The organism is Streptomyces sp. NPDC056061, from assembly GCF_042266885.1.
Classification (GTDB): Bacteria; Actinomycetota; Actinomycetes; order Streptomycetales; family Streptomycetaceae; genus Streptomyces.
The window spans coordinates 45,191-64,953 of sequence record NZ_JBHJWQ010000032.1 but is presented as its reverse complement, the minus strand read 5'-3'; the positions used below and the strand labels follow the sequence as shown (position 1 = coordinate 64,953).

19 protein-coding genes are annotated in these 19,763 nt (G+C 72.9%); 15 read left to right on the top strand and 4 right to left on the bottom strand.

Annotated features, from left to right (window positions below; all coding sequences use genetic code 11):
- Positions 1-26: 26 nt before the first annotated feature.
- From modA to ACFC79_RS32190, 6 genes are all read left to right on the top strand, one after another.
- Positions 27-821: a molybdate ABC transporter substrate-binding protein gene (gene modA, locus ACFC79_RS32215; protein ID WP_376247581.1), complete on the top strand. Its 795-nt coding sequence runs from the start codon at positions 27-29 to the stop codon at positions 819-821.
- Between the two features lie 100 nt (positions 822-921).
- Positions 922-2,865, top strand: coding sequence for an ABC transporter permease (locus tag ACFC79_RS32210; protein ID WP_376247578.1), 1,944 nt, complete (start codon positions 922-924; stop codon positions 2,863-2,865).
- Positions 2,866-3,213: 348 nt separating this feature from the next.
- Positions 3,214-4,011: a tyrosine-protein phosphatase gene (locus ACFC79_RS32205; protein ID WP_376247575.1), complete on the top strand. Its 798-nt coding sequence runs from the start codon at positions 3,214-3,216 to the stop codon at positions 4,009-4,011.
- 366 nt (positions 4,012-4,377) lie between these two features.
- On the top strand, positions 4,378-4,779 hold the full coding sequence (locus ACFC79_RS32200; RefSeq protein WP_376247573.1) for a DnaJ family domain-containing protein: 402 nt from the start codon (positions 4,378-4,380) through the stop codon (positions 4,777-4,779).
- 45 nt (positions 4,780-4,824) lie between these two features.
- Positions 4,825-5,313, top strand: a complete 489-nt coding sequence (locus ACFC79_RS32195; protein ID WP_376247571.1) for a GNAT family N-acetyltransferase — start codon at positions 4,825-4,827, stop codon at positions 5,311-5,313.
- Positions 5,314-5,518: 205 nt separating this feature from the next.
- A complete protein-coding gene (locus ACFC79_RS32190) occupies positions 5,519-6,061 on the top strand; it encodes a DUF6328 family protein (protein ID WP_376247568.1) in 543 nt (180 codons plus the stop codon).
- Between the two features lie 21 nt (positions 6,062-6,082).
- Here ACFC79_RS32190 and ACFC79_RS32185 read toward each other — a convergent pair whose 3' ends face one another.
- On the bottom strand, positions 6,083-6,901 hold the full coding sequence (locus ACFC79_RS32185) for a VOC family protein (RefSeq protein ID WP_376247566.1): 819 nt from the start codon (positions 6,899-6,901) through the stop codon (positions 6,083-6,085).
- Positions 6,902-7,068: 167 nt separating this feature from the next.
- Positions 7,069-7,401, bottom strand: coding sequence for a DUF6479 family protein (locus ACFC79_RS32180; protein ID WP_376247564.1), 333 nt, complete (start codon positions 7,399-7,401; stop codon positions 7,069-7,071).
- A 250-nt stretch (positions 7,402-7,651) separates the two neighbouring features.
- On the opposite strand from ACFC79_RS32180, the gene ACFC79_RS32175 reads away from it, so the two are divergent.
- From ACFC79_RS32175 to ACFC79_RS32145, 7 genes are all read left to right on the top strand, one after another.
- The gene (locus tag ACFC79_RS32175) at positions 7,652-8,050 is read left to right on the top strand and encodes a hypothetical protein (protein ID WP_376247562.1); all 399 of its coding nucleotides are present in this window, start codon (positions 7,652-7,654) and stop codon (positions 8,048-8,050) included.
- A 144-nt stretch (positions 8,051-8,194) separates the two neighbouring features.
- Positions 8,195-8,767: a 2Fe-2S iron-sulfur cluster-binding protein gene (locus ACFC79_RS32170; RefSeq protein WP_376247560.1), complete on the top strand. Its 573-nt coding sequence runs from the start codon at positions 8,195-8,197 to the stop codon at positions 8,765-8,767.
- The gene (locus ACFC79_RS32165) at positions 8,764-9,783 is read left to right on the top strand and encodes an FAD binding domain-containing protein (protein ID WP_376247558.1); all 1,020 of its coding nucleotides are present in this window, start codon (positions 8,764-8,766) and stop codon (positions 9,781-9,783) included. The genes ACFC79_RS32170 and ACFC79_RS32165 overlap by 4 nt, the downstream gene beginning before the upstream one ends.
- Positions 9,784-9,793: 10 nt before the next feature.
- Positions 9,794-11,893 (top strand): xanthine dehydrogenase family protein molybdopterin-binding subunit, encoded by a 2,100-nt coding sequence (locus ACFC79_RS32160; protein WP_376247555.1) that lies wholly within the window; start codon positions 9,794-9,796, stop codon positions 11,891-11,893.
- Between the two features lie 170 nt (positions 11,894-12,063).
- The gene (locus ACFC79_RS32155; protein WP_376247552.1) at positions 12,064-12,573 is read left to right on the top strand and encodes an ATP-binding protein; all 510 of its coding nucleotides are present in this window, start codon (positions 12,064-12,066) and stop codon (positions 12,571-12,573) included.
- A 174-nt stretch (positions 12,574-12,747) separates the two neighbouring features.
- Positions 12,748-14,181, top strand: coding sequence for an NADP-dependent succinic semialdehyde dehydrogenase (locus ACFC79_RS32150; protein ID WP_376247549.1), 1,434 nt, complete (start codon positions 12,748-12,750; stop codon positions 14,179-14,181).
- A gap of 12 nt (positions 14,182-14,193) precedes the next feature.
- Entirely contained in the window at positions 14,194-16,581 is a 2,388-nt protein-coding gene (locus tag ACFC79_RS32145) for a phosphoketolase (RefSeq protein WP_376247547.1), read from the top strand.
- A 94-nt stretch (positions 16,582-16,675) separates the two neighbouring features.
- On the opposite strand, the gene ACFC79_RS32140 is transcribed toward ACFC79_RS32145, so the two are convergent.
- Together ACFC79_RS32140 and ACFC79_RS32135 are read right to left on the bottom strand one after the other, a co-directional pair.
- A complete protein-coding gene (locus ACFC79_RS32140; protein ID WP_376247544.1) occupies positions 16,676-16,999 on the bottom strand; it encodes a plasmid stabilization protein in 324 nt (107 codons plus the stop codon).
- A 171-nt stretch (positions 17,000-17,170) separates the two neighbouring features.
- A complete protein-coding gene (locus tag ACFC79_RS32135) occupies positions 17,171-17,995 on the bottom strand; it encodes an endonuclease I family protein (RefSeq protein WP_376247542.1) in 825 nt (274 codons plus the stop codon).
- 251 nt (positions 17,996-18,246) lie between these two features.
- Between ACFC79_RS32135 and ACFC79_RS32130 the strand changes: the two genes are divergently transcribed.
- Both ACFC79_RS32130 and ACFC79_RS32125 read left to right on the top strand, forming a co-directional pair.
- Positions 18,247-18,447 carry a hypothetical protein gene (locus ACFC79_RS32130; RefSeq protein ID WP_376247539.1) on the top strand — a complete coding sequence of 67 codons (201 nt, stop codon included), beginning with the start codon at positions 18,247-18,249 and terminating at the stop codon, positions 18,445-18,447.
- 73 nt (positions 18,448-18,520) lie between these two features.
- Positions 18,521-19,681, top strand: coding sequence for a methyltransferase (locus ACFC79_RS32125; RefSeq protein WP_376247537.1), 1,161 nt, complete (start codon positions 18,521-18,523; stop codon positions 19,679-19,681).
- Positions 19,682-19,763 lie beyond the last annotated feature (82 nt).

Below are 19,763 nucleotides of genomic sequence, written 5' to 3'. Positions count from 1 at the left end.
TCTTCCCAAGGAGCCCTGGTCACATCATGAAGACCGTTTTCCCCACGCGTCGCACCGCCGCCGCGCTGGTGACCGCCGCCCTGCTGCTCCCGCTCGCCGCGTGCGGGAGCGGCGACGGCGAGAAGGAATCCGCCGGCACGTCCACGGCGCCCGCCGGCGCCCGGCTGACCGTGCTGGCGGCGGCCTCGCTCACCGACGTGTTCAAGACCGCGGGCGCCGCGTACGAGAAGGCGCACCCGGGCACGAAGGTGACATTCTCCTTCGCCGGTTCCCAGGAACTCGCCGCCCAGGTGAAGCAGGGCGCGCCCGCCGACGCCCTGGTCACCGCGGACACGAAGACGATGGACGGGCTGAGGTCCGACACCGGCACCCCGACCGTCGTCGCCAGGAACCGTCTGGTCATCGCCACCGGGGAGGGCAACCCGGAGAAGATCACGAACCTGAAGGACCTGTCCAGGAGCGACCTGAAGGTGGTTCTGGCGGCCCCCGAGGTCCCGGTCGGCAGATACAGCAAGCAGGTCCTCGACGCACAGCACCTCACCGTCCGACCGGTCTCCCAGGAACCCAACGTCCGCGCCGTGCTCAGCAAGGTCGAACTGGGCGAGGCCGACGCGGGCATCGTCTACCGGACGGACGCCGCGACGGCCACCGGCAAGGTCGACGCCGTCGACATCCCCGACGCGCAGAACGCGGTCGCCTCCTACCCGGCCGCCACCCTGCGGCAGTCCGCACACGCCGAGGCCGCCAAGGAGTTCGTCGGCTGGCTCAGCGGCCCCGAGGCGCAGAAGATCCTGCGGGCAGCGGGCTTCCAGCAGCCGTAGCACCCCTCCCGCGCACCGCACCGCGCACCCGCATCGGTGTCGCCCCGCTCCCCGTCCGGGACGGGGCGGCACCCCGCACGAACCGACCCCGGGAACCCCGATGAGAGCCCTCCGCAGCCGTCCGCCCGGCGCACGCACCCCCGTCGTCCTGGCCCTGCTCGCGCTGCTGGCCGTCGCGTTCCTGCTGACGCCCCTGATCGGCATCCTGGCCCGCACCTCCTGGGCCGATCTCGGCACCCATCTCACCGCCCCGGGGGTCACCCAGGCCCTGAGGCTGTCCCTGCTCGTGTCGTTCTGGGCCCTGGGCCTCTCGCTGCTGCTCGGGGTGCCGCTGGCCTGGCTGCTGGCCCGGGTGGACTTCCCCGGCAAGGCGCTGGTGCGCTCCCTGGTCCTGCTGCCGATGGTGCTGCCGCCCACCGTCGGGGGAGTGGCGCTCCTCCTCGGCTTCGGCCGCCGGGGCCTGCTCGGTCCCTGGCTGGAGGACACCTTCGGCATCACCCTGCCGTTCCACACCTCGGGCGCGGTGGTCGCGGCGACCTTCGTCGCCATGCCGTTCCTCGTCATCAGCCTCGAAGGGGCACTCGCCGGGCTCCGGCCCTCGTACGAGGAGACCGCGGCCTCCCTGGGAGCGTCACCGCTGCGGGTGTTCCTCACGGTCACGCTCCCGATGGTCGCCCCCGGGCTCGCCGCCGGGGCGGCGCTCACCTGGGCACGGGCACTCGGCGAGTTCGGCGCCACCATCACCTTCGCGGGGAACCTCCCCGGCACCACCCAGACCCTGCCCCTCCAGGTCTACCTGCTGCTCCAGGAATCACCGGAGGCCGCCACCTCCGTCTCGCTCCTGCTGCTCGCCATCGCCATGACGGTGCTCGTGGCCCTGCGCGGACGGTGGACCGGCACACCCCGAGACCGGTCCCGAGCCGCCGGTCCCGCGGTGGACGACACCGCCGACGGTGCGCGCCCGGCCGCCGCCGCGGACCACGGGACGGCCCCGGCGCCACGGGAACCCTGCTCGCTGCACGCCGAGGTCACCGGGTTCAACCGGCTGACCCTCGACGCCGGTCCCGGGACGACGATCGCCGTCGTCGGCCCCAACGGGGCCGGCAAGACGACCCTGCTCCGTGCCCTTCTCGGCCTGACCCCGCGCTCCCGGGCACTGCTGCGTCTCGGCGCGACGGACGTCACCGCGCTGCCGCCGCACCGCCGCCACGTGGCCTGGGTGCCGCAGAGCGGTGCCCTCTTCCCCCACCTGACCGCGCTCGCGAACACGGCGTACGGGCCCCGGGCCCGCGGCGTGCCCCGTGCCGAGGCCCGGCGCCTGGCCCAGCAATGGCTCGACCGGCTGGAGGTCGGCCACCTCGCCCGGCGTCGGCCCGCCCAGCTCTCCGGCGGCCAGGCCCAGCGGGTGGCGCTGGCTCGGGCACTCGCCACCCGCCCCCGGCTGCTCCTGCTCGACGAGCCGCTCGCCGCTCTCGACCAGACCACCCGTGCGCGCGTGCGCCACACCCTGCGCACCCATCTCGCCGGGTTCGGCGGCGTCTGCCTGATCGTGACCCACGACCCCGTCGAGGCGGTGTCGCTCGCCGACCGGGTGCTCGTACTGGAGGAGGGGCGCGTCCTCCAGTACGACGAGCCGGCCGAGGTGACCCGACACCCGCGCTCGCCCTGGGTCGCCCGGATGCTCGGCCGCAACGCCTGGCCGTGCACCGCGGCGGCCGACGGCACCCTCGACCTGGTGGACGGCGGCCGGCTGGTCGTCGCGGACCCGCTTCCCGAGGGGACGCGCGCCCTCGCGGTCATCGCACCCGAGGCGGTGTCCGTGCACCGCGACCGGCCCGGAGGCAGCCCCCGCAACGCCTGGCCGGGAACGGTGCGCGAACTCACCGTCGTGGGCAGCCGGGTCCGGCTGGTGATCGGCTCCGAGAAGGTGCCGGACCTGGTCGCCGAGATCACCCCCGAGGCGGCGACCGAACTGGGGCTCGGCGAGGGGGCGGCCGTGTGGACCGGAGTCAAGGCGACCGAGGTCACCGTCGTCGGTATGTGACGGGACGGCACACGACGGGCGCGGGTACGGGGCGGAACCCGGCGCACCGGGCGGCACGACGGGCCGACGGCCCGTGGCCGGACGAGGTGTTCGTCCTCCTCCCGTGCCGGCCCGCGGACCCGAACCCCGGTCGGAGGAACGGAGCGGCGACAGCGGCGCACCGGTCCTTCCCGTCGCCCCCGTCGCCCCGCTCGTTCCGGAGCCGGAGCCCCTGGCACCCGAGCGCTCCCGCATCCCCGATCGGCGTCCCTGCGGCGTTTTCCTTTGTCGATTCCCCGGCCGCATGCGACGTTGGAAACGATCATTTCCGATCAATTCCGAGTATGCCGGGCGAAGGGGATGTTCATCGTGCAAACCGCCAGTGCCGTCCCGGCGTCCACCGTCTTCCATCTGCGGGACCTGGGCGGCATCGCCCTCGGGCCCGGCCGGTGCGTGCGGCCGGGAGCCGTGCTGCGTTCCGGTGGACTCGGCGGACTGGACATCGAGCGGGACGCGGCGGTGGCCGCGCTCGGCATCCGTACCGTCGTCGACCTGCGCACCGCCGACGAACGCGCGACGGCGCCCGACCGGCTGCCCCCCGGTGCGCGGCTGTTCGTCGCCGACGTGCTCGGTGACAACCCGGGAGTCACCCCCGCGAGGATGCGCGCGCTGCTCGCCGATCCGGTCGCGGCGCAGCGGCTGCTGGGAAACGGCAGGGCGGAGGGGGTGTTCGCGGAGACCTACCGGCGGATGGTGCTCTCGCCGTCCGCGGCCTCGGCCTACCGGGCGTTCGTGGAGACGGCCGCCGACGACGGTGCCCGCCCGGTGCTGTTCCACTGCGCGAACGGCAAGGACCGCACCGGCTGGGCCGCGGCCCTGCTCCTCATGCTGATCGGGGCGTCGCGCGACGTGGCGCGGGCCGAGTTCCTGGCGGTGAACCAGGAGGCGTCGGGGGTACGAGCGCCGTACGTGCAGGACTTCCTCGATGCGGGCGGCGATCCGGAGATCGCGGCGGCGATCGACGAGGTCCGCCCCCGGTACCTCGACATCGCGCTCGACGCCATGGACGAGCGCTGGGGCGGGCTGGAGGGATACGTGCGCGACGGGATGAGGGTGTCGTCGGCCGCGGTGGACCGGTTGCGAAGCGGGCTGGTCGTGTCGGTCTGAGCCGGCCGCGCCCGAGGATCACAACGCGCTGCGGATAGCCGCCTTCGCCACCGCGCTCGCCGCGGTCTTCGGGGCCGCGTACGGCGTGGGCAGGGGCGTCGACCCGCTGGTGGCCGCCGAGGGCCACGCGGCACGACCGCACGCCGGGCACGGCGGGGGAGAGGGGCCGGGCGGCGTGGGCCGGGCCGCCGGCGGGCTCGGCATCTCCGACGGGGCCGGCGGGCGCGCGCACCGAGGTCCCCCGCCGGGACCCGGCAGATGTGTGGCGAACGGCCAAGTGGTGGTGTGTCGGGGCTTGTTGAGGTGGGCCGACGGACCGCGCGTATCGTGGGATCCGGACCACGAATCCTCCGGAAGGGGAGTGCGTTGACCGACCGCAAGCCTGCGGGCATGAGCTTCGAGTCCTGGGTCGACAAGCAGATTCGCGAATCCGAGCAGCACGGCGACATCTCGAAGCTGCCGGGGTTCGGCAAGCCGCTCGAGAGCATCGAGGCCCCCTACGACGAATCCTGGTGGATCAAGCGGAAGATGCAGCGGGAGGGCGTGTCGGTGCTCCCGCCCGCACTGGCGCTGCGCAAGGAGGCGGAGGATGTGCGCGCGGCCGTTTTCGAGGCGCGGACGGAGGGTCAGGTGCGGCGCATGCTGGCCGAGGTCAACGAGAAGATCGGTGCGGCCGTCAGGATGCCGCCGCCCGGGCCCGTGCTGAACATCAGGCCGTTCGACATCGACGCCGTGGTCGAGGAGTGGCGCGCGACGCGTCCGTCGTGACCGGGCGGGCAACCGCGACCGCAACGGATGCGTAATACTCGCTTCATGGAATCGAGCATTACGCATCCGGTGAATGGGACGCGCGGGGGCCTGCTGATCAGGCGCGCGACCGCGCGCGACGCCCAGCGGCTCAGCCGGCTGGTCAGGAGGTCCCGTGCCTACGAGGGGCACTATGCCGCCATGGTCGCCGGATACCGGGTGGGGCCCGACTACATCGAGCACCATCGGGTCTTCGCCGCCGTCGAGGCCGCGACCGACCGGATTCTCGGCTTCTACTCGCTGATCCTCGCCCCGCCGGAGCTCGACCTCATGTTCGTCGCCGACGACGCGCAGGGACTCGGCGTGGGGCGGCTGCTCATCGGGCATCTGCGCGCCGAGGCGAGGAGTGCCGGCCTGACCGGAGTGCGTGTCGTCTCGCACCCACCCGCGGAGGGGTTCTACCTGAGTGTGGGAGCCCGGCGCACCGGCACGCTCGCGGCGGCTCCGCCCGCCGTGATGTGGGACCGGCCCGAACTGGTGCTGCCGGTCGACTGACCGGGCGTGGCGCGTGCGGCGCGAAGGGGCCGGGGCGCCGTCCGCGTGTCCCGTTCCGTGTGCGACGGCGCGCCGGGCGCCGTGCGCGCCCTGAGGGGGTTCCGCACCGGCGGTGACCGGGCCGGTGGGCGGGGGTCCGGCCGGAGCCGCGGGGCGGCCCGTAGAGTGTGCCTACGTACTCCGCGTATTCGGATGGTGTCCCACGGTGAGCTCGACATCCCGCCCTCCCGGGGGCAGCGGCACGGGCCGTCGAGAGACGTCCCACGAGCGCGCGGACCGGCAGTGGACCGAGCTTCTCCAGGAGCTGAGGGTTGCCCAGACCGGGGTCCAGATTCTCTTCGGCCTCCTGCTCGCCGTCGTCTTCCAGCCGCGCTTCGCCGAACTTTCGGACGCCGATCGCGCCATCTACGTCGTCACGGTGATGCTCGGTTCCGCCACCGCCGCCGCCCTGATCGGCCCCGTGTCGTACCACCGCCTGCTCTCGGGGCGGAGGCTCAAGCCGCAGACGGTCGCGCTGGCGGCGCGGCTCACCCTGGTCGGGCTCGTCCTGCTGTTCTGCACCATGTGCTCCGCGCTGCTGCTCGTCCTGCGGGTGGCGCTGCACGGCAGCTTCGCGCTGTGGCTGGTCGGCGCCATGGCGCTGTGGTTCCTGATCTGCTGGTTCGTCCTCCCGGTCTGGCTGCTGGCCCGTTCCTCGTCGGAGCGGGCGTCCGGGCGAATCGGACCGGGGCGCGGACACGACGGATGACCGCCGTGCGCGGCGGCCCGTTCAGTCGGTGTCCGGGTTCCGGACGTCCGTCACGGTGAAGAGCCCGCCGTCCGGGTCGAGCAGGGTCGCCTCGCCGCCGTGTCCCAGCGGACGCCGTTCGATCAGACAGCCGCCGTGCTGCCGCGCCGCCTCGACCGAGGCGTCCAGGTCGGTGACGGGGAAATGGACCTGCCAGTGCGGGCGGACCAGCGGATCCGGGGCGGCCTCCACCGCGCCGGAGCTGATCCGGGCCAGTCGACGGCCGCCGCAGTCGACGACCACCTCGTCCTTCTCGTACGACACCTCGCAGCAGCCCGGCCGTCCGCTCGCCCAGCCGAGCACCCCGCCGTAGAAGATCGCCGCGTCGAAGGCGTTCCTGGTGTGCAGGCGCAGCCAGGCGTGCGAGTGCCCGTCCGGTGCGGGCGGCGAGGTCGCGGGTTCGGTGCGCTCCCAGATGCCGAAGACCGCGCCGTCGAGGTCCGCCGCCAGTGCGCCGCGGCCCTTTCCCAGCGTGAGCGGCCCCACCGCGACCGTTCCGCTGCGTTCGCGGATGCGTGACGCCGCGGCGTCGGCGTCGGACACCGCGAAGTAGGGGGTCCACGCCACCGCCACGCGGTAGGCGGTCGCCACCGCGCCGATGCCCGCGACCGGCACGTCCCCCCGGCGCGCGACGGAGAACTCCTGCCCCAGCCTGCCCGGTCGGAAGCTCCAGCCCAGCACGGCGGCGTAGAAGTGCTGTGCCGACTCCAGGTCGCGGGTCATGAGGTTGACCCAGCAGGGTGCTGCGGACCCGGTCAACGGCGCCGGCATCGACACCGCGCCGGGACGGCTTGCGGTCATGGTCCCACTGCCTTCGTCGGTCGTGCGGCCTGCGCGTACCCGCGGCCGTCGGGGCCACACCAGCCTCACCGCGGGCCCTCATGTCCGCAACACGCACCGGCCCCGGACACCGCGTGTCCGCGCGCCGACCGGCCCACAGGGCCGTGCGCGCGGCGTTCCGACGGGGGTCAGTCGCGCTGTTCGCCGGTCTCCCGGTGGATGGTCTCGCTCCCATGGTCCCCGAGCTCGTACGGGGACAGGCCCCTGCCGTCGGCCGGGAAGGTGTCGTCCCCGTGCACGTCGCGCTGCTCGACGTGGCTGCGGTGGTCGGGCCGGGGCGGCTGTTCCTCGGGGCGCGGCGGCGGCAGTTCCTGGGCCCTGCGCCGCTTGCCCAGCCAGAAGGCGCCGATCAGCATGCCCACCAGTGCGATTCCGACGATGCCCAGCACCGCACCGATGGCCCCCCGCCCGGCGGCGAGGAAGAGGGCAAGTGAACCGAGGTCTCCGTTCGATACGTCCATGCCTCCCGGATACCCCGGGAGGGAGCCCTCAGTCGGTCATGGCGCCGAATTCATGTTTTAAGTGGATATAAACCTTAAAGGAGTTTCGCTGCCGTGGTGCCGACGAGGCGCGCTCCGCCCGACACGAACCGCCGCCGGCCGTCGGCTCGTGTCGCCGTCCTCCGCCGACGGGGCGAGTCTGGAGGCATCCCCGGATCCCCGGCAGCGGGGCGACGGGGGCACCGCGCGACACGGAGCAGAGGGAGTCACGGTGAACGGCATCGAGGAGAGGCGGACGGTCGAGGGGCCGCACGGTCAGGACGTCGCGGTCGTCATCAGCGACTGCGACACGGCCGACGCGCGCATGGTGTTCGACGCGTTGCGGGCCGCCTTCACCACCGACCGGGCCTCGGCGGACGTGCCGAGGAAGCTCGCGAAGAAGCGTCCCACCGTATGGGCGGCGACCGTCGACGTCGCCGAGGAACGGGTGGTCTCGGGGCCGACACCGCTCGGTGCGCCCCTGTCGATCGACGTGCAGGGCGGCTACTGGGCGGTCGAACGGCTCCGCCGGAGTCTCGCGCACGCCTTCGACGTCCGGGTCGTCGGGACGGTCTCCGGCGACCAGGAGGAAGAGGTGCGCCTCCGCCTGGACAACCGGAGCGGCGGGTAGGCGCCGACGGCCGGGCCCCGGGCCGCGGACGGGGCGGCCCGGCAGTGGAGTGGTGAGGCGGCCCGGCAACGGGGCAGTGCGCCGAAAACGATGCCGCGACCTGGTAGAAAACGGACAAAATTCCACCCTGAAAGGTACGAGCGAGTGGACCCCTCATACGGGCCGGACGACGCGCGGCAGCCGGGAGCAGTCGGCGCAACCGGTGACCGATCCACCCTGACCCTGCACGTCAACGGCGCCGAGCGGACCCTCACGCTCGACCACCGCACCACCGTCCTCGACGCGCTGCGCGAGCACCTCGACCTCACGGGCACGAAGAAGGGCTGCGACCACGGACAGTGCGGGGCGTGCACCGTCCTCGTCGACGGGCGGCGCGCCAACAGCTGCCTGCTGCTCGCCGTGGCACACGACGGCGCCCGCATCACCACCGTCGAGGGACTCGCCGACGGCGACCTGCTCCACCCCCTCCAGGAGGCATTCCTGGACCGTGACGCCCTCCAGTGCGGCTATTGCACGCCCGGCCAGATCTGCTCCGCCGTCGGCGTGCTCGACGAGGCGGCGCGCGGCTTCCCCTCCCACGTCACCGCGCGCACCGCACCCGTGACCGGCCCCGTCCCGCTCGACGCGACCGAGATCCGCGAACGGATGAGCGGCAACCTGTGCCGCTGCGGCGCCTACCCCCGCATCGTCGAGGCGATCGAGGACGTGGCGCCGTGAAACCCTTCGCCTACCTCCGCGCCCGGACCACCGCCGAGGCCGTCCGGGCGCGTTCCGCCCACCCCGGCGCGGCCTTCCTCGGCGGCGGAACCAACCTCGTCGACCTGATGAAACTCGGGGTCCAGGCCCCCGACCTGCTCATCGACATCAGCGGGCTGCCCCTGGACGAGGTGACGGAGACCGATGACGGCGGCCTGCGCATCGGCGCCGCCGTGCGCAACAGCGACCTGGCCGCCCACCCCGCCGTGCGCACCCGCTACCCCGCCCTGTCGCAGGCGCTGCTGTCCGGGGCCTGCGGACAGCTCCGCAACACCGCGACGACCGGCGGCAACCTGCTCCAACGCACCCGCTGCCCGTACTTCCAGGACGTCTCCAAACCGTGCAACAAGCGGGCCCCCGGCACCGGCTGCCCGGCCCGCGAGGGAGCCCATCGCGACCTCGCCGTACTCGGCCACTCCGAGCACTGCGTCGCCACCCACCCCTCCGACATGGCCGTCGCCCTGTCCGCCCTCGGCGCCACCGTCGAACTCCGCGGCCCGGACGGCGAACGGGCCGTGCCGGCCGCCGAGTTCCACCGCCTGCCGGGCGACGCCCCGCACCGGGACACCGAGATCCGGCCGGACGAACTCGTCACCGGGGTCACCCTGCCGCCCCTCCCGGACGGCGCGGACTCCCTCTACCGCAAGGCCCGTGACCGCGCCTCCTTCGCGTTCGCCCTCGCCTCCGTCGCCGCGGTGCTGAGCGTCCGCGACGGCCGTATCGCCCATGCGGCGCTGGCCTTCGGCGGACTCGCCCACCGGCCCTGGCGGGCGCACGGCGCCGAGGAGGTGCTGCGGGGCGCCCCCGCCACCCGGGAGACCTTCGCCCGCGCCGCCGACGCCGGACTCGCCGCGGCCCGGCCGCTGCGCGACAACGCGTTCAAGGTCGGCCTCGCCCGCAGCCTTGCCGTCGACGCGCTGTCCGAACTCGCCGTCGGCGGTGGGAACAACCGCAGCCACACCGACCCGCAGACGTGAGGACCCCGTCATGAGCCAGGCCCCGTCACCGCTGGGCAGCCCCCTCGTCCGCCGAGAGGGCCGGGACAAGGTCACCGGACGTGCCCGCTACGCCGCCGAGCACACACCGCCCGGCTGCCTGTACGGCAGGCCCGTGCCGGCCACCGTCGCCCGCGGACGCGTCCGCGCCGTCCACACCGAGGAGGCCCTGGCCCTGCCGGGTGTGCACGCCGTCCTCACCCACGACAACGCCCCGGCGTTGAAGGAGCCCGACGACCCGGTCCTGGCCGTCCTCCAGGACGACCGGGTCCCGCACCGCGGCTGGTACGTCGCGCTGGTGGTCGCGGACACACCCGAACGGGCCCGCGCCGGGGCCGCGGCCCTGCGCATCACCTACGAGACCGCCGCGCACGACGTCCTGCTGAGCGCGGACCGCCCGGGGCTGTACACCCCCGTGACGGTCAACGGCGGCTACCCCGCCGTGCGGGAGCGCGGCGACGCCGAGCGGGCCTTCGACACGGCACCCGTCCAGATCGACGCCACCTACACCATCGGCCCCCTGCACAACCACCCGATGGAGCCGCACGCCACCACCGCGTGGTGGACGGACGACGGCCACCTGACCGTCCACGACTCCAGCCAGGGTTCCACCACGGTCCGCGACAGCCTCGCCGCGGCATTCGGACTCCGCCCCGAGCAGGTCACCGCGGTCTCCGAGCACGTGGGCGGCGGTTTCGGCGCCAAGGGCACCCCGCGCCCGCAATCCGTCCTCGCCGCCATGGCCGCGCGGCACACCGGACGCCCCGTCAAGATCGCCCTGCCCCGGCGGCAGATGGCCGCCGTCGTCGGCCACCGCGCGCCCACCGTCCAGCGGATCCGGCTCGGCGCCGAGGACGACGGCACCCTCACCTCGATCGTCCACGAGGCCGACACCCACACCTCCACCGTCAAGGAGTTCGTGGAGCAGGCCGCCGTCCCGACCCGGACGATGTACGGCTCCGCGTGCAGTCGCACCGCCCACCGAGTGGTCGCCCTCGACGTGCCGAGCCCGTCCTGGATGCGCGCACCGGGCGAGGCCCCCGGCATGTACGCCCTGGAGTCCGCCATGGACGAACTCGCCTCGGCCCTCGGCATGGACCCGGTCGAACTGCGCCTGCGCAACGATCCCGTGGACGAACCCGATTCCGGCCGCCCGTTCAGCAGCCGCGGCCTCGCCGCCTGCCTGGAGGAGGGAGCGGAGCGCTTCGGCTGGCGCGACCGCGACCCGCGCCCCGCCATCCACGAGGAGGGGCCGCTGCTGATCGGCACGGGCGTCGCCTCCGCCACCTACCCCGTGTACATCGCGGCCTCCGGCGCCTCGGCGCACGCGGCCACCGACGGTTCGTTCCGCGTCCGGGTGAACGCCACCGACATCGGCACCGGCGCCCGCACCGTGGTCGCGCAGATCGCGGCCGCCGCGCTGGACACCCCGGTGACGAACGTACGGATCGACATCGGCAGCAGCGATCTGCCCGACGCCTCGATGGCCGGGGGCTCGTCCGGCACGGCCTCCTGGGGCTGGGCCGTGCACAAGGCGTGCACCGGCCTGCTGCGGGAGCTGCGCGAACGCACCGGGCCGCTCCCGCCCGAAGGGCTGACGTTCGCCGCCGACACCCGGCGGGAGACCGCCGAGGAGCCGCCGTACGCCCGGCACGCGTTCGGCGCCCACTTCGCCGAGGTCGCCGTCGACTCCCGCACCGGCGAGACACGGGTGCGCCGGATGCTCGGCGTCTTCGCCGCCGGACGCATCCTCAACCCCCTTACCGCACGGTCCCAGTTCATCGGCGGGATGACGATGGGAATCGGCATGGCCCTGACCGAGGCGTGCGCCCTCGACCCGGCCTTCGGCGACTTCGTCGAGAACGACCTCGCCTCCTACCACGTGCCGGTCGGTGCCGACGTGCCGCGGATCGAGGCGCACTGGATCGACGAGCACGATCCGCATCTCAACCCGATGGGCAGCAAGGGCATCGGCGAGATCGGCATCGTGGGTGCGGCGGCGGCCGTCGGCAACGCCGTCCGGCACGCCACCGGCGCCCGGTTGCGCACCCTTCCGCTCACCCCGGACACGCTGCTGCCCTATCTGCTCTGACCCGGCAGCCCATGTCATGTGATCGGCGCCACATTCCCGTGTTGCGAGAACCGCTCGACCGGGTCACTCTGTGGAGTGACCCAGACGTGACATCTGCTCACTCTTCGTGTTCGGGGGTCGTTGGTTCGATGAGGCGAAGTGAGTGGGCCTCGATGTGAGGAGCCTCGACGATGACCGTTCCACTCGACCGGCACTATCTGGTCGAATTCCAGGTTTCGGCAGAGCGTGTTTCGCAACTGCGGCGGATCATCGCCGCGCACCTCCGCCACTGGAGTCTCGAACTCCACGTCCGGCCGGTGTGCCGGGGAGTGGAGGAGCTGCTGACCAACGTCCACCGGCATGTCGGTGACGACAACAACTGTGTCGTCGAACTCCGATGGTCGGGGCGGCATCTCACGGTCTCCGTCGCCGACAACAGCGCCGAGATGCCGCGGCTGCTCGGCAACGGGGGCGGAGGTCTCAGCCGCATCATGGCGCTGAGCGACAGCTGGGGGACCTGCCGCACCACCGAGGGCAAGGTGGTGTGGTTCACCCGGTACGCGAAGGAACCGCGCACCGCGGACATGGTGCCGCCGGCCCCACTGCCCGGAGGGCGGGAGTTCTGCCGAGCCCCCGTCGCCGTCCCGGACGCGGCCACCGCGACCACGGCGTCGCCGAAAGCCGCTCCCGTCCTCGTGTGAGCCGGGCCACCGGCCCGGCCGACCCGTCCGGGACGCCCACGCCCCACCGGCGCGGCCCGCGCGTGCCACACCGCACGCACGGACCGCGCCGGTCCGGTGCCGGGGCGGAGCCCGCGTTGCGGCGCGGCGCACGGCGCGGCACGGTCGAAGTACCGAGGCAAGGAGAGCACAGCCATGCCCATCGCGACGGTCAACCCCGCGAACGGCGAAACCCTCAGAAGGTTCGACGCACTGGGGACGGCGGAGATCGAGCAGCGGCTCGCCGCCGCCGCCACCGCCTTCCGGCACTACCGCACCACCGGATTCGACGAGCGGGCCCGCCTGCTCGGCCTGGCCGCCGATCTGCTCGACGAGGACCGGCAGGACATCGCGCGCACCATGACCACGGAAATGGGCAAACCCGTCACGGCCGCCCGCGCGGAGGCGGCCAAATGCGCCAAGGCGATGCGCTGGTACGCGGCCCACGCCGAGGAACTCCTCGCGGACGAACACCCCGCACCGGCCGACGTCGCGGACTCCGGGGCCCTGGCGGCCCGCGTCCACTACCGCCCGCTGGGCGTGATCCTCGCCGTGATGCCGTGGAACTTCCCGCTCTGGCAGGTCGTGCGGTTCGCCGCCCCCGCCCTGATGGCCGGGAACGTCGGCCTGCTCAAGCACGCGTCCAACGTCCCGCAGACCGCCCTCTACCTGGAGGGCCTGTTCCGCCGGGCCGGGTATCCGGCGGGGTGCTTCCAGACCCTGCTCGTGGGCTCCGGCGCCGTCGAGGCGGTCCTGCGCGACAGCCGGGTCGCCGCCGCCACTCTCACCGGCAGCGAGCCGGCCGGGCGCTCCGTCGCGTCGATCGCCGGCGACGAGGTGAAGCACACCGTCCTGGAACTGGGCGGCAGCGACCCGTACCTCGTCCTGCCCTCGGCGGACGTCGCCCGCGCGGCGCGCACCGCCGTGACCGCCCGGGCGCAGAACAACGGCCAGTCCTGCATCGCGGCCAAACGCTTCATCGTGCACACCGAGGTCTACGAGGAGTTCGCCGAGCGCTTCACCGTGGGCATGCGTGATCTGACGGTCGGCGACCCGATGCAGGACTCCACCGACGTCGGGCCGCTCTCCAGCGAACAGGGCCGCGCCGACCTGGAGGAACTGGTCGAGGACGCGGTACGGCGGGGTGCGGACGTGCTGTGCGGCGGCGGCAGGCCCGAGGGGCTGGGCCCGGAACTGGCGAACGGCTGGTTCTACGCCCCCACCGTCCTCACCGGGATCACCCCCGCCATGCGCATCCACCGCGAGGAGACCTTCGGCCCCGTCGCCACGCTCTACCGGGTGGAATCACTGGACGAGGCCGTGGTACTCGCCAACGACAGCCCGTTCGGCCTCAGTTCCAACGTCTGGACCCGCGATCCCGACGAGACCCGCCGCTGCGTGCGCGACCTGGAGGCGGGCGGCGTCTTCTTCAACGGCATGACCGCCTCCCATCCCGCCCTGCCGTTCGGCGGGGTGAAGCGCTCCGGCTACGGACGCGAACTCGCCGGCCACGGCATCCGCGAGTTCTGCAACGCGACCACCGTCTGGTATGGCCCCGAAGCCGCCGGCACCCCGTCCCAGGAGACCTGAGAGGCAGCCAGGATGAACCACGCCGCCCACCCGGCGACCGCGCCGGCGCCCTCGGACGAGGAGATCGCCGCCCTCGACGCCCACTGGAGGGCCGCCAACTACCTGGCCGTCGGCCAGATCTACCTCAGGGCCAATCCGCTCCTGACCGAGCCGCTCACTCGTGAGCACATCAAGCCGCGCCTGCTCGGCCACTGGGGCACCTCACCCGGACTCAACCTGGTCCACACCCATCTCAACCGGGTCATCAGCTCGCGCGGCGTGCGAGCGCTGTGCGTCTGGGGCCCCGGCCACGGCGGACCCGCCGTCCTCGCCAACTCCTGGCTGGAGGGCAGTTACTCCGAGACGTACCCGGACGTCGGCCGGGACGCCGACGGGATGGCGAGGCTGTTCGAGCAGTTCTCCTTCCCGGGCGGGGTGCCCAGCCACGTGGCGCCCGAGACCCCCGGTTCCATCCACGAGGGCGGCGAACTCGGCTACGCGCTCACCCACGCCTACGGTGCCGCCCTCGACCACCCGGACCTGCTGGTCGCCTGCGTCATCGGGGACGGCGAGGCCGAGACCGGCCCGCTCGCCGCTTCCTGGCACTCCAACACGTTTCTCGACCCGGTGCACGACGGCGCCGTCCTCCCGATTCTCCACCTCAACGGCTACAAGATCGCCAACCCGGCCGTCCTCGCCCGCCTCCCGGAGACCGAACTCGACGCCCTGCTGCGCGGATACGGACACGACCCCCTGTACGTCGGCGGCGACGACCCGCTCACCGTCCACCGGGCGATGGCCGCCGCGACGGACCTGGCCCTCGACCGCATCCGGGGACTCCAGGCCGCCGCCCGCGCCGGGACCACCGCCGGACGCCCGCACTGGCCGATGATCGTGCTGCGCACCCCCAAGGGCTGGACCGGACCCGCCGAGGTCGACGGCGTACCCGTCGAGGGCACCTGGCGTGCCCACCAGGTGCCGCTGCCCGGCGTCCGCGACAACCCCGACCACCTGCGGCAGCTGGAGGCGTGGATGCGCTCCTACCGGCCGGAGGAACTCTTCGACGCGGCGGGGCGCCCCACCGCCCGGGTGCTCGACTGCGTGCCCGAGGGCGAGGCCCGGCTCGGGGCGACCCCGTACGCCAACGGCGGTCTGCTCCTGCGCGAGCTGCCCCTTCCGCCGCTCGACGAGCACGCCGTCGACGTCGACCGGCCCGGCACCGTGTTGCACGAGCCGACCCGGGTGCTCGGCGGACTGCTGGAGGCCGTCATGGCCGCCACCGCCGAACGCCGCGACTTCCGCGTGGTGGGCCCCGACGAAACGGCGTCCAACCGGCTCGACGCCCTCTACGGAGCGACCGGCAAGGCATGGCAGGAGCGACTCCTGCCCACCGACGAGCACCTCTCCCGCGACGGGCGCGTCATGGAGGTGCTCTCGGAACACCTCTGCCAGGGCTGGCTGGAGGGCTATCTCCTCACCGGACGGCACGGCCTGTTCTCCTGCTACGAGGCGTTCGCCCACATCGTCGACTCGATGGTCAACCAGCACATCAAGTGGCTCAGGACCGCCCGCAGGCTGACCTGGCGCCGCCCCGTCGCCTCGCTCAACTACCTGCTCACCTCGCACGTCTGGCGCCAGGACCACAACGGGTTCTCCCACCAGGACCCCGGCTTCGTCGACCACGTCCTCAACAAGAGCCCGGAAGTCGTCCGCGTCTATCTGCCGCCGGACGCCAACACACTGCTCTGCGTCGCCGACCACGCCCTGCGCAGCCGCGACCACGTCAACGTGATCGTGGCCGGCAAACAGCCGACCTTCGACTGGCTCACCCTGGACCGAGCCCGTGCGCACTGCGCCCGCGGAGTCGGGGTGTGGGAGTGGGCGGGCACCGAGGACGGCAGCCGGGAACCCGACGTGGTGCTCGCCTGCGCCGGTGACGTGCCCACCCTGGAGACGCTGGCCGCCGCCGATCTGCTCCGCCGCCACCTGCCGGAACTTGCCGTACGGGTGGTCAACGTCGTCGACATGGCGCGGCTGCTGCCCCGCGAGGCGCATCCGCACGGCATGCCGGACCCGGAGTACGACGCGGTGTTCACCAGGGACGTCCCGGTGATCTTCGCCTATCACGGCTACCCGTGGCTCATCCACCGGCTGGCCTACCGGCGGGCCGGTCACGCCCACCTGCACGTGCGGGGCTACAAGGAGGAGGGCACCACCACCACGCCCTTCGACATGGTGGTCCGCAACGACCTGGACCGCTTCCGCCTGGTCATGGACGTGATCGACCGGGTGCCCGGACTCGGGGTCCGGGCCGTTGCCGTGCGCCAGGCGATGGCCGACGCCCGCACCCGCCACCACGCCTGGATCCGGGAACACGGCGTGGACCTGCCGGAGGTGGCCGAATGGACCTGGGGCGGCTGAACCCCGGCATCGCCCGACCCGGGTGCCACCGGCTCCCGGACCCGTACGGTGGTCCGGGAGCCGGTGGAGCAGGGGGCGGTCGCGGGACGGGAGGTCAGCGGCCGAGTGCGCGGGCCAGCTGACCCTTCGTCATGTTCGAACGACCGTGGATGTTCTTCTTCCGGGCCTCTTCGTAGAGCTGGTCGCGGGTGGGGCCCCCGGCCCCGCGGTGCGAGCGGAGCCCGCCGCGCCGTGAAGAGGACATGTCGTCGAGGGACGTGCGGCTCGCGGTCCTCGACTCGCCGGCGCGGGCGCGCTCCTTGTTGACCGTACGCGCGGCGATCGCCTCCGCCCGGTCCTCGCTCACCCCGCGCTCCTGCGCGCTCTCCTTGATGTGTTCGTACTGCCGTTCCCGTTTGGCGTTCGATCCACGTGGCACGGTGCGATCACTCCTCTCCGCGGGATCGTCCCCCGGAGCCCGTTCCCGACTCCGTCGGGGTCCACTCCAGTGTCCCAGCGCCCCCGCGGGCCCGCATGCCTGACGCACGACGACGGGTGGGTGCCGGCCCGCCCCTCGCGGGACGGCGGCACCCACCCGTACGAACCGCGTCTACCAGATGGACTCGACCCACTCGGGGTGGTCGATGAACGGGTTCCTGTTGTGCTGGTACTTGTCGAATATGACGTCGTTGCGCCGCTTCTCGAAGGCGTCCGGCGGGTCCTCCTGGCTCCACGCCTTCAGGACCGAGAGACGGCCGATGTTCGGCGCCGACCCGTTCGACACCCGGTCGTTGGGCTCCAGGTCGGCCCAGCCGTCGCCGCCCTCGTAGCGCACCGCCATGTAGAGGATCATGCGGGCCACGTCGCCCTTGACCGCGTCGCGCGGTTCGAAGGAGTCGCTGTCGGTGTAGTTGCCCGGCGCGCCGCTGACCGCGCTGCCGCCGTTGTCGAAGTCCTTGTTGCCGCGGATGGAGTTGACCTGGACGTCCTCCGGCCGCAGGTGGTGGACGTCGGTTCCGGGTCCGGTGGCGGTGCCGAAGTTGCCGTGGGACTTGGCCCATACGTGCTCGCGGTTCCACTGGCCGACCGAGCCGCCGCTGTTGTTCTTGGGCACCGAGCGCCCGGAGTAGAGGAGCACCACGTTGGAGGAGTTGGCGGGGTCCTGGTCGGTGTCCTTGATGGCGTCCCAGACCTGGCTGTAGGAGATCTTGGTCTGGTTGCTGATGATCGTGTGCAGGGCGCTCTTGAGCGCCGTGCCGGACTTGCCGATCGCGTCCTGGTAGTAGGTGTCGTCGAGAGTCCCCAGCGGCGTGGCGGAGGCGGGAGCGGTCCTGGCCGTGGCGGCGGGGGCGGCGGCCGCGGTGCCGGCGAGCACCGCGAACGCGGCAAGTGTGGCCAGGAGCGGGCGCCGGTGACGCGGGTGAAGACGGGACATGTGGGGGTGTCCTCTCCGAAAAGGCGGGCGCCGCGACACCGGTCACATGGTGGGGGCGGCGCCGCGGCGGTCCAGTGGTTCGTGGTCAGCGGGAGCCTTCCACACGCACCGTGACCAAGGTGTGAACGCTGCGTACCTATCATGTGCAGGTCAAGTGACGATCCGTTCCCGGTGCCGGAACAGGACGCGGAGGCATCGGATGCGGCGGTGCGGGCGCGGGGCGAGAATGACCGAAAGGACGAGGAGGCGGCATGAGTGACGAGCCCGAATCCATATCCGCAGCCCGGGGTGTGACCCCCGACAGCCTCTTGCACACGGGTGGCAACGACCATCCGTCGGCGGAGGACCTGGTGCTCGCCTCCGGGCGGGACCTGACTCCGGAGAACCTCCGGTGGGCCGAGCGCAGGCTCGCCAGAGAGGGCCGCTCGGCCATGGAAAAGACGCTGCCGTAGCGCAGCGGTGCCCGGCGACCGGCGGCGGGGAGCGTGTGGGCGCTCCCCGCGGCTCGGCTAGCCTGGGTGCACGATGAACCGTTTGACGACGTCAGGGGCCGGGTACGAGCTGGCCCGATTCCCCGAGCACCCGCGCGACCCGTTCCGTGCCTGGGACGCTGCCGACGAATACCTGCTCCGGCGGCTGGAGGGGGCCACGGACGACTCGGAGCCGGTCGACCTGTCGGGAACGGTGGTCGTGGTGGGCGACCGCTGGGGTGCCCTGAGCACCGTTCTCGCGGAACACCGCCCCGTGCAGATCACCGACTCCTACCTGGCGCAGCGGGCCACCCGCGCCAATCTGGAGCGCAACGGTGCCGCCCCGGACGCGGTACGCCTGCTGTCGACGAGGGACACCCCGCCCGACCGGATCGACGTCCTGCTGGTGCGCGTCCCCAAGAGCCTCGCGCTCCTGGAGGACCAGCTGCACCGGCTCGCACCGGCCGTCCACGCCGGCACCGTCGTCATCGGCACCGGCATGGTCAAGGAGATCCACACCTCCACCCTCAGGCTCTTCGAGCGGATCATCGGTCCGACCCGCACCTCCCTCGCGGCCAAGAAGGCCCGCCTCGTCTTCTCCACCCCCGACCCCGCGACGGCCCGCACGCCCAGCCCCTGGCCCCACCGGTACGACCTGCCGGGCGGTGTCGGCCCGGCCTCGGGTCGGACGGTCACGAACCACGCCGGGATCTTCTGCGCGGAACGCCTCGACATCGGCACCCGCTTCTTCCTCGGCCACCTCCCGGAGCGCAGCGGCCCCGAGCGGGTCGTCGACCTCGGCTGCGGCAACGGTGTCGTCGGCCTGTCCGCCGCACTCGCCAACCCTGCGGCGCGGGTCACCTTCGTCGACGAGTCGTACCAGGCGGTCGCCTCCGCCGAGGAGACCTTCCGGGCCAACACCGGCCCGGCGGCCGAGGCCGACTTCGTGGTCGGCGACGGATTGGCGGACATGCCGCCCTCGAGCGTGGACCTGGTGCTCAACAACCCGCCGTTCCACTCCCACCAGGCCACCACCGACGCCACGGCCCGCACCATGTTCCGCGGCGCGCACGCCGCACTGCGACAGGGCGGCGAACTGTGGGTCGTCGGCAACCGGCATCTCGGCCACCACGTCCGGCTGCGCCGCATCTTCGGCAACTGCACCACTGTCGCGGGGGATCCGAAGTTCGTCGTCCTGCGAGCCGTCAAGCGCTGACGGGAGCCGGTGGCGGTCCGCCCCTTCCAGATTCTTGCAACACGTTCTACCGTGTGCGCCGCCGCACACGGGCGACGCGAAC

What these genes read in the sequence shown, in the direction of transcription:
- modA (WP_376247581.1), top strand. Translation starts at nt 27, where the DNA reads ATGAAGACCGTTTTCCCCACGCGTCGCACCGCCGCCGCGCTGGTGACC.
- ACFC79_RS32210 (WP_376247578.1), top strand. Translation starts at nt 922, where the DNA reads ATGAGAGCCCTCCGCAGCCGTCCGCCCGGCGCACGCACCCCCGTCGTC.
- ACFC79_RS32195 (WP_376247571.1), top strand. Translation starts at nt 4,825, where the DNA reads ATGGAATCGAGCATTACGCATCCGGTGAATGGGACGCGCGGGGGCCTG.
- ACFC79_RS32185 (WP_376247566.1), bottom strand. Translation starts at nt 6,901, where the DNA reads ATGACCGCAAGCCGTCCCGGCGCGGTGTCGATGCCGGCGCCGTTGACC.
- ACFC79_RS32180 (WP_376247564.1), bottom strand. Translation starts at nt 7,401, where the DNA reads ATGGACGTATCGAACGGAGACCTCGGTTCACTTGCCCTCTTCCTCGCC.
- ACFC79_RS32160 (WP_376247555.1), top strand. Translation starts at nt 9,794, where the DNA reads ATGAGCCAGGCCCCGTCACCGCTGGGCAGCCCCCTCGTCCGCCGAGAG.
- ACFC79_RS32155 (WP_376247552.1), top strand. Translation starts at nt 12,064, where the DNA reads ATGACCGTTCCACTCGACCGGCACTATCTGGTCGAATTCCAGGTTTCG.
- ACFC79_RS32150 (WP_376247549.1), top strand. Translation starts at nt 12,748, where the DNA reads ATGCCCATCGCGACGGTCAACCCCGCGAACGGCGAAACCCTCAGAAGG.
- ACFC79_RS32145 (WP_376247547.1), top strand. Translation starts at nt 14,194, where the DNA reads ATGAACCACGCCGCCCACCCGGCGACCGCGCCGGCGCCCTCGGACGAG.
- ACFC79_RS32135 (WP_376247542.1), bottom strand. Translation starts at nt 17,995, where the DNA reads ATGTCCCGTCTTCACCCGCGTCACCGGCGCCCGCTCCTGGCCACACTT.
- ACFC79_RS32130 (WP_376247539.1), top strand. Translation starts at nt 18,247, where the DNA reads ATGAGTGACGAGCCCGAATCCATATCCGCAGCCCGGGGTGTGACCCCC.
- ACFC79_RS32125 (WP_376247537.1), top strand. Translation starts at nt 18,521, where the DNA reads ATGAACCGTTTGACGACGTCAGGGGCCGGGTACGAGCTGGCCCGATTC.